Source organism: Bacteroidales bacterium, assembly GCA_017521245.1.
Lineage (GTDB): Bacteria > Bacteroidota > Bacteroidia > Bacteroidales > G3-4614 > Caccoplasma_A.
Genome location: JAFXDI010000032.1, coordinates 1 through 7,095, shown reverse-complemented (window position 1 = coordinate 7,095; position 7,095 = coordinate 1). Strand labels below are relative to the sequence as shown.

At 38.8% G+C, this 7,095-nt stretch carries 7 protein-coding genes and 1 tRNA gene; 5 read left to right on the top strand and 3 right to left on the bottom strand.

Features of this window, described 5'->3' with window-relative positions:
* The coding region (locus IKK64_05895; protein ID MBR4119595.1) for an NAD(P)-binding protein at positions 1-147 on the bottom strand (147 nt) is incomplete at its 3' end.
* Between the two features lie 141 nt (positions 148-288).
* Positions 289-2,751 carry a primosomal protein N' gene (priA, locus tag IKK64_05890; protein MBR4119594.1) on the bottom strand — a complete coding sequence of 821 codons (2,463 nt, stop codon included), beginning with the start codon at positions 2,749-2,751 and terminating at the stop codon, positions 289-291.
* A 72-nt stretch (positions 2,752-2,823) separates the two neighbouring features.
* On the opposite strand from priA, the gene IKK64_05885 reads away from it, so the two are divergent.
* The 5 genes from IKK64_05885 to IKK64_05865 all read left to right on the top strand — a co-directional run bounded on the left by IKK64_05885 (position 2,824) and on the right by IKK64_05865 (position 5,917).
* Entirely contained in the window at positions 2,824-3,540 is a 717-nt protein-coding gene (locus IKK64_05885; GenBank protein ID MBR4119593.1) for an HAD-IA family hydrolase, read from the top strand.
* A 4-nt stretch (positions 3,541-3,544) separates the two neighbouring features.
* The gene (aroB, locus tag IKK64_05880) at positions 3,545-4,603 is read left to right on the top strand and encodes a 3-dehydroquinate synthase (GenBank protein MBR4119592.1); all 1,059 of its coding nucleotides are present in this window, start codon (positions 3,545-3,547) and stop codon (positions 4,601-4,603) included.
* A gap of 5 nt (positions 4,604-4,608) precedes the next feature.
* On the top strand, positions 4,609-5,328 hold the full coding sequence (locus tag IKK64_05875; protein MBR4119591.1) for a recombination protein O N-terminal domain-containing protein: 720 nt from the start codon (positions 4,609-4,611) through the stop codon (positions 5,326-5,328).
* A gap of 10 nt (positions 5,329-5,338) precedes the next feature.
* On the top strand, positions 5,339-5,779 hold the full coding sequence (locus IKK64_05870) for a DUF4405 domain-containing protein (GenBank protein ID MBR4119590.1): 441 nt from the start codon (positions 5,339-5,341) through the stop codon (positions 5,777-5,779).
* Between the two features lie 66 nt (positions 5,780-5,845).
* Positions 5,846-5,917: transfer RNA gene (locus tag IKK64_05865), tRNA-Arg, on the top strand.
* A 171-nt stretch (positions 5,918-6,088) separates the two neighbouring features.
* Here the strand turns inward: IKK64_05865 and IKK64_05860 are convergent.
* Positions 6,089-7,078, bottom strand: coding sequence for a mannose-1-phosphate guanylyltransferase (locus tag IKK64_05860; GenBank protein ID MBR4119589.1), 990 nt, complete (start codon positions 7,076-7,078; stop codon positions 6,089-6,091).
* Between the last annotated feature and the right edge of the window lie 17 nt (positions 7,079-7,095).

Sequence of the window (7,095 nt, the reverse complement as noted above, 5' to 3'; positions counted from 1 at the left end):
TGCTTGGTACATATCAAGCATTTTACCCTCTGAAAGACCCTCTTTGATATCGATTAATACAACTTCGCTTGCTACTTCGCGAGAAGCCAATACGTTTGCACAAGTTGCGCCCACCATTCCGGCGCCGATAACTGTTACTTTAGACATAATAATTATTTATTTTTAGTGTTAAAACTTTTTGCTGTTAAACTTTTACAAAGTTACAAGATTAAACCAAATAAACGTCAATAGCGGAGATAAATTTTTTAGAAAAAATGTAAACTTTTTTAATTCCTCTCAATAATCATATTACATAGGATCTGCATCATAGTACAAGATAAGACTTTTAAATCCGCTTTGAGCATAAAAGTTATCCTCTGCTACCGAAATAATATCCCTCACCTTTTTAGGCGAAGCATTATTCTCAAGTTTAAGAACAATCTTTCTTATGTACATCGATTGCACTCTGCCGATTACAGGTTTGTCGGGTCCTAAAACTCTTCCTCCAAACACTTGTCTCAGAAGGTCGGCATACCATCGCGATGCTCGTTGAACGCAATCCTCGTTACGTCCTTTAATGTATATATAGATAAGTCTTGAGAAAGGCGGATAACTAAAATCTCTTCTCTCTCTAAGTTGCTCATTGAACATCCCTTCGTAGTCGTGTGTGAGCAGTTGCTTTATTATGGGGTGGTCGGCTTGAGTGGTTTGAACAATAACTCTTCCCTGTTTCCCTTTTCTCCCTGCTCTACCAGCAACCTGTTCCATCATCTGGAAGGCTCTCTCGTAAGCTCTAAAGTCGGGCATATTTAAAAGTGAGTCTGCTCCTAAAATACCAACAACTCCCACACGCTCAAAGTCTAAACCCTTTGTAATCATTTGTGTGCCTATCAAAACGCGAGTCTTGCCTGACTCAAAGTCTGATATAATCTCCTCGTAAGCCTTTCTGCTACGAGTTGTATCCAAATCCATACGTGCTACGGGATAATCTTTAAACTGATTAGCCGACTCCTCCTCAATGAGCTCTGTTCCAAATCCTTTTGTCTCAATGGTATGATATCCGCAGGCGGGGCACTTCTTGGGTATCTCGTATGTGTATCCGCAGTAGTGACAGGTTAATTGATTAAGGTGTTTGTGATAGGTCATTGTAACATCGCAATGCTTGCATTTAGGAGTCCAACCGCAGGTGTCGCACTCTACAATGGGGGCAAATCCTCTACGGTTACGGAATAGGATAACCTGTCCGCCCATATCCAAAACACTCTTTGATGCCTCTGCAAGTTGTGGCGATATATCTCCACTTGTCATAATCTTTTTACGACGTAGTTCACGAGTGTCGGCAATCTCAATTTTTGGGAGCATAATATCTCCGTGTCGTGTAAGAAGTTCCACCAAACCATATTTGCCGATTTTTGCATTATAGTAACTCTCTATCGAGGGGGTTGCACTGCCTAAAAGAGTCTTTGCCCTAAACGATGAAGCCAATATCATTGCCGTATTACGAGCATTGTATCGAGGTGCGGGATCTTGTTGTTTGTAACTGCTCTCATGCTCCTCATCAACAATAATCAATCCCAAATTCTTGAATGGTAAAAATAGCGAAGACCTAACACCTAAAACAACCTGAATACCATTGTCTTGTAGCAAGGAGTTCCAAATATCAACTCTTTCGTTATCGTTAAATTTAGAGTGATAGACTCCAAGTTTATTGCCAAACACTCTTGCAAGTCTGTTTGCAAGTTGGGTAGTAAGGGCAATCTCGGGGACAAGAAATAAAACCTGTTTTCCCTCCTCAATGGCATGTTTTATAAGATGAATGTATATCTCAGTCTTTCCGCTTGATGTTACACCACGTAGCAAAGTAATATCTTTGTTGCAGAAACAATCTATTATCTTGTTATATGCAACCCTTTGTGCAGGATTGAGTTCATGTGCCTTTTCAACTCTATTTGTACGCCCATCAAAACGATTAATCTCCTGTTTGTACTGAACAAAGATGCCTCTGTTTATCATTGCCAATAATACTGAACTATTTACCTCGGCACGTTCCAAAAGAGAGTTTCTGCTAACAATTATCTCTTGACCACCTCTGTTTGCCCCGGACATCTCTAAGAATGTGATAAATAGTTTAAGTTGTTTCTTTGCCCCTTTCAGTAGTTCAAAACACTCTCTTATTCTCTCCTGTTCCTCTCCTTCAAAAGCGAGTTTAATACATAGTTGAGTTTTAGGTTGGTATCTACGGCGTAGTTCCTCTTTAACAGCAATAATATTGCGTTCAAGTAGCGATTTGATAGAACTCATAACGCTCTTTATTCCACTCTTCTCTAAAGTTGCAATTGAGGCCTCTTTCTCTTTTGATAGAAACTCTACAATTAACCTCTCTTTTGGGGTAAGGTCGTTACTCTCATCAAAGCAACACTCTTCGTTGAGTTGAAGAGTAGTTTCACTTTCGGGTTTCAGTCCCGAAGGTAGGGCAGCCTTATATACATCGCCCACGCTACACATATAGTAGTTTGCTATCCATTCCCAAAACTCTAATTGGCGGGGGCGGATAATAGGCTTGGCATCTAAAACCTCTAATATATCCTTAGTGTCGTATTCGGGTTTATTGCCATGAATATCCCTAACAATAGCAGTGTAAAATTTCTTTGCACCAAACTGCACAATAACCCTGCTTCCGACCTTTATGATTGGGAATATCTCTTCGGGTATGGCGTAGGTAAAATATTTACCCAAAGGCAGAGGGAGTATTACATCGGCAAAATATATCATAAAAAGAAAATTTGTATTAAACCTCAAAGGTAAGAAAAAGTTTACTAATTTTGTACTTAATAAATGCAAGTTATGGATATTTTAAACGCAATAGAAGCATATAACCTCCGCAATGGAGTATCACTTCAATTTAAGGCACTCCTTTCGGATATGGATGGAGTTCTCTATAACTCTATGCCTAATCATGCAAAAGCGTGGGCTGAAACACTTAGGGCAGAGGGTATTGAGTGTGAAGCAAGAGAGTTTTATGCTCACGAAGGACGTACAGGTAAGGGAACAATAAATATCTATTTCAAAAAGTTTAAGAATCGCGAAGCAACCGAAGAGGAGGTGCAGCGAATCTATTCAGGTAAAGCACAACGCTTTGTTGAGTGTGGCGAGGCTCATCCTATGCAAGGGGCACAATCTGCAATGCAAATGATAAAGACATCAGACAAACGTATTGTATTGGTAACAGGCTCAGGTCAAAAAACTCTTTTACAAAAACTCTCGCACCACTATCCTGACATATTTACACCAGAAACAATGGTTACAGCCTTTGATGTTACAAAGGGGAAACCTCATCCGGAGCCATATCTTATGGGATTGAAAAAAGCGGGTGTTGAACCTCACGAAGCAATAGTCTTAGAAAACGCTCCTTTGGGAGTTGAGGCGGCATCGGCAGCAGGAATATTTACCGTAGCAGTAAATACAGGACCATTAAGCGAGGAGGAGTTATACAATGCTGGAGCTGATATAGTATACCCCAATGTTGAAGCTTTTGCAAATGATATAAAAAAGATACTATAACACGATGATAAACAATATAATATATACAACAGAAATTTCGGAGAGTATAGATGGTCTATTGTTGCAAAAGGAGTATGATAAGCTGTTTATATTAACCGATGAAAACACACATCGTTTTGCAATGCCACTACTTGCTGATAGTGAGGCGTGTGCTACTGCAAAAGAGATAATAATTCTTGCCGATGACACAAACAAAAACCTTCAAAATCTCTCAACCATCTGGAGCGCATTAGTAGAGGAGGGGGCAACTCGTAAATCTCTGCTTGTAAATCTTGGAGGGGGTATGATAACCGATATGGGAGGTTTTGCGGCAGCAACCTTTAAAAGAGGTATTGAGCATATAAACATTCCCACAACCCTGCTCGGAGCAGTAGATGCCGCTGTTGGAGGTAAAACAGGAATAAACTTTGAGGGATTGAAAAATGAGATAGGGGCATTTAAACAACCTTCGGCAGTAATTATTGATACCCAATTTTTTAAAACACTATCAAAGGAGCATCTTCTTTCGGGATTTGCAGAGATGTTAAAACATGGATTGATAAGCAACATAGAGAATTACAATAAACTACTCTCTTTTGATATTTGCAATCCGGATTTTGAAGAGTTGTTGCACTTGGTTGAGGACTCAGTGTCTATAAAAGAGAATATAGTTGAACAAGATCCTCTTGAAAAAGGAGTTAGAAAATATCTCAATTTAGGGCATACAAGTGGGCATGCAATAGAGAGTCTTGCCATGAAACGCAACACTCCTGTTCAACACGGATATGCAGTGGCTTGGGGATTGGTATGCGAAGTGATATTGTCTTATATGAAATTTGGTTTTTCTCAAAGAGAGATACATCGTTTAACAGATTACGTAAAAGCAAATTACGGCACATTTCCTATAGGATGCAACGACTATCCTTTTCTTTACGAGAAGATAACACACGACAAGAAGAATGAGTCGGGAAGAATAAACTACACTCTCTTAAAATCGGTTGGAGAGGTAGAGATAAACGTGTCGGTAACAAAAGAGGAGATAGAGTCTTCATTTGACCTATATCGCGATCTATTTGGATTATAGCCCTTATGATAGAGAAGAGCAACGCCATAATACTTCATGTAACAAAGCATAACGATACCACACTGATAGTGAATGCCTATACCGAAAAGTATGGAAGGGTGGGCTATCTCTTTGTTGTAGGAACTAGTAAAGCCTCTCGTCAGAAGCGAATGTTACTCTCTCCGCTATCCATTGTAACCATAGAGTGTGATTACAGAGCAAAAGAGAGTTTGCAGAAGATTAGGAATGTTGAGCCACTCGTGCTGCAACAGTTACAGTTTGATGCAGTAAAAGGCTCGGTTGCTCTCTTCCTTTCGGAGTTTTTGATGAAGATAATAAGAGAACTTGAGCCATCGCCAAAGTTCTTTAAGTTCTTGACCGATACCATATCGTTATATAATGTAATGGAGGATGGTAAAGCAAACTTTCATTTATGCTTTTTGTTTAACCTATCTTCGTTTTTAGGATTCTATCCTGATACAGGGAGTTATCAAGAGGGTACATTCTTTGATATGTTAAATGGGGAGTTTGTTGTCTCACGCCCTGCACATAACCATATACTCATACCCTCTGATGCCGAAAAGTTTATGTTGTTATCAAGAATGAATTTCAATAACCTGCACCTCTTTAAGTTCTCGCGTGATGAGCGCAGAGAGGCACTTGAGAGAGTGATTGAGTATTATAGAATACATCAGGGATTTACCGAACTAAAATCAGTTGAGATACTTAAAACTCTTTTTGATTAGAGAAAAATATATGAAACCAATATTCAGAACAGATTTAGCACTTTTAATATTGTTTGTTTTATCTCTCTTTTCGGGTATTCAAATACATTATGCCTCGCATTTTCAATCTCACGAAGTATGGCATAATTGGTCGATTGTGCATATGGTGGTAAACATATTATTGTTGGGAGTAGCAATAGTACATATAAAACAACATTGGGTATGGTTTAAGACAATCTCTTCATCACTCTCTCGCAAGAGCAAAGTAACAATAGCATTAAGTATAATATTTGTTTTGGTGTCTGTTACAGGAATAGTTCTGCTAACTTGTGCCAATGGAGGTAAAGGTTGTTGCGGATATTCAAGGATAGGTATTATTCACTATTGGTTAGGAATTGTGTTTGGAGTATTTGCTTTACTACATTTTATTGGCAGATGGAAAATATTTAAGAAGGGAGTAAAGAGAAGATAGGAGTTCTAAACCTGTCATTTTGCAGAAACAAAAAAATAGAGTACCTTTGTGCCGAGCAAAAACAATGTCTCCGTAGTTCAACGGATAGAACGAAAGTTTCCTAAACTTTAGATTCGGGTTCGATTCCCGGCGGAGATACAAAAGGTGTGTCAAAAATATTTGGCACACCTTATTTTATACTATGAATAAACGAATAGAATGATAAATCTGTTTAATTATTGTTGAGTGTGAACAGATTCAACAAACGAATGTTTGTTAACTAACAACTACCCCGTAGGGGTGGCTTTAGTCAACAACTAAGACTCACAATTATTTCCTAAACTTGCTCTTAACATCATTGAATATTTGTCGCAATCTGTTTTCGTCCCCCTTCTTGCATATTAAAAGAACGTCATCAGAGTCGGCAATAATAAAATTATCTAACCCCTCAATAACTGCCAACTTGCCAGACTTAACCGATATAATATTTTCGGAACTGTCATAAATCAGAGTATTACCAAGATCTGCATTTCCTCTGTGGTCTTTTCTTGATATATCGTAAAGCGAATCCCAAGTACCAATATCACTCCATCCAAACTCAGCACAAAGAACATAAACATTCTGAGCCTTCTCCATAAGAGCAAAATCGATAGAGATATTTTGCAGAGTAGGGAAGATAGACTCTATACTCTCAGCCTCTTTTGGGGTGGCAAGATACTCTTTAACCTCTTCAAAGCGAGATGTAATTTCTGGTATATAACGTTGTAGAGCATTCTTGATAACACTATTACGCCAAATAAATATACCTGAGTTCCAGAAAAACTCTCCACTCTCAACAAAAATCTCAGCCAACTCTCTGTTGGGTTTCTCGGTAAAGGTCTTAACTTTGTTTACGCCATCCTCAACGTGGTCAGATATTTGTATGTAACCATACCCTGTTTCAGGTCTTGTGGGTTTAATACCTATGGTAAGTAATGCATCATGAGTTTCGGCAAATGAGATAGCCTTCTCTACTGCCGAGCAGAAAGCCTCTTTACGTAAAATAAGGTGGTCGCAGGGAGCAAATACTAAAACAGATTCTGGAGATAAGTTTCCAATGTGATATGTTGCGTATGCAATACACGATGCTGTATTCTTTCGTGCAGGCTCACATAAAATATTCTTGTCATCTATCTCAATCTGCTCCTTAACAATCTCTCTGTATTGTTGGTTGGTGGCAACAAAAATGTTCTCTTTTGGAAAAAGAGAGGAGTATCTCTCAAATGTTGTTTGTAAAAGAGTCCTTCCTGTTCCTAAAAAGTCAAGAAACTGTTTAGGCATCTCGGGGCGAGATACGG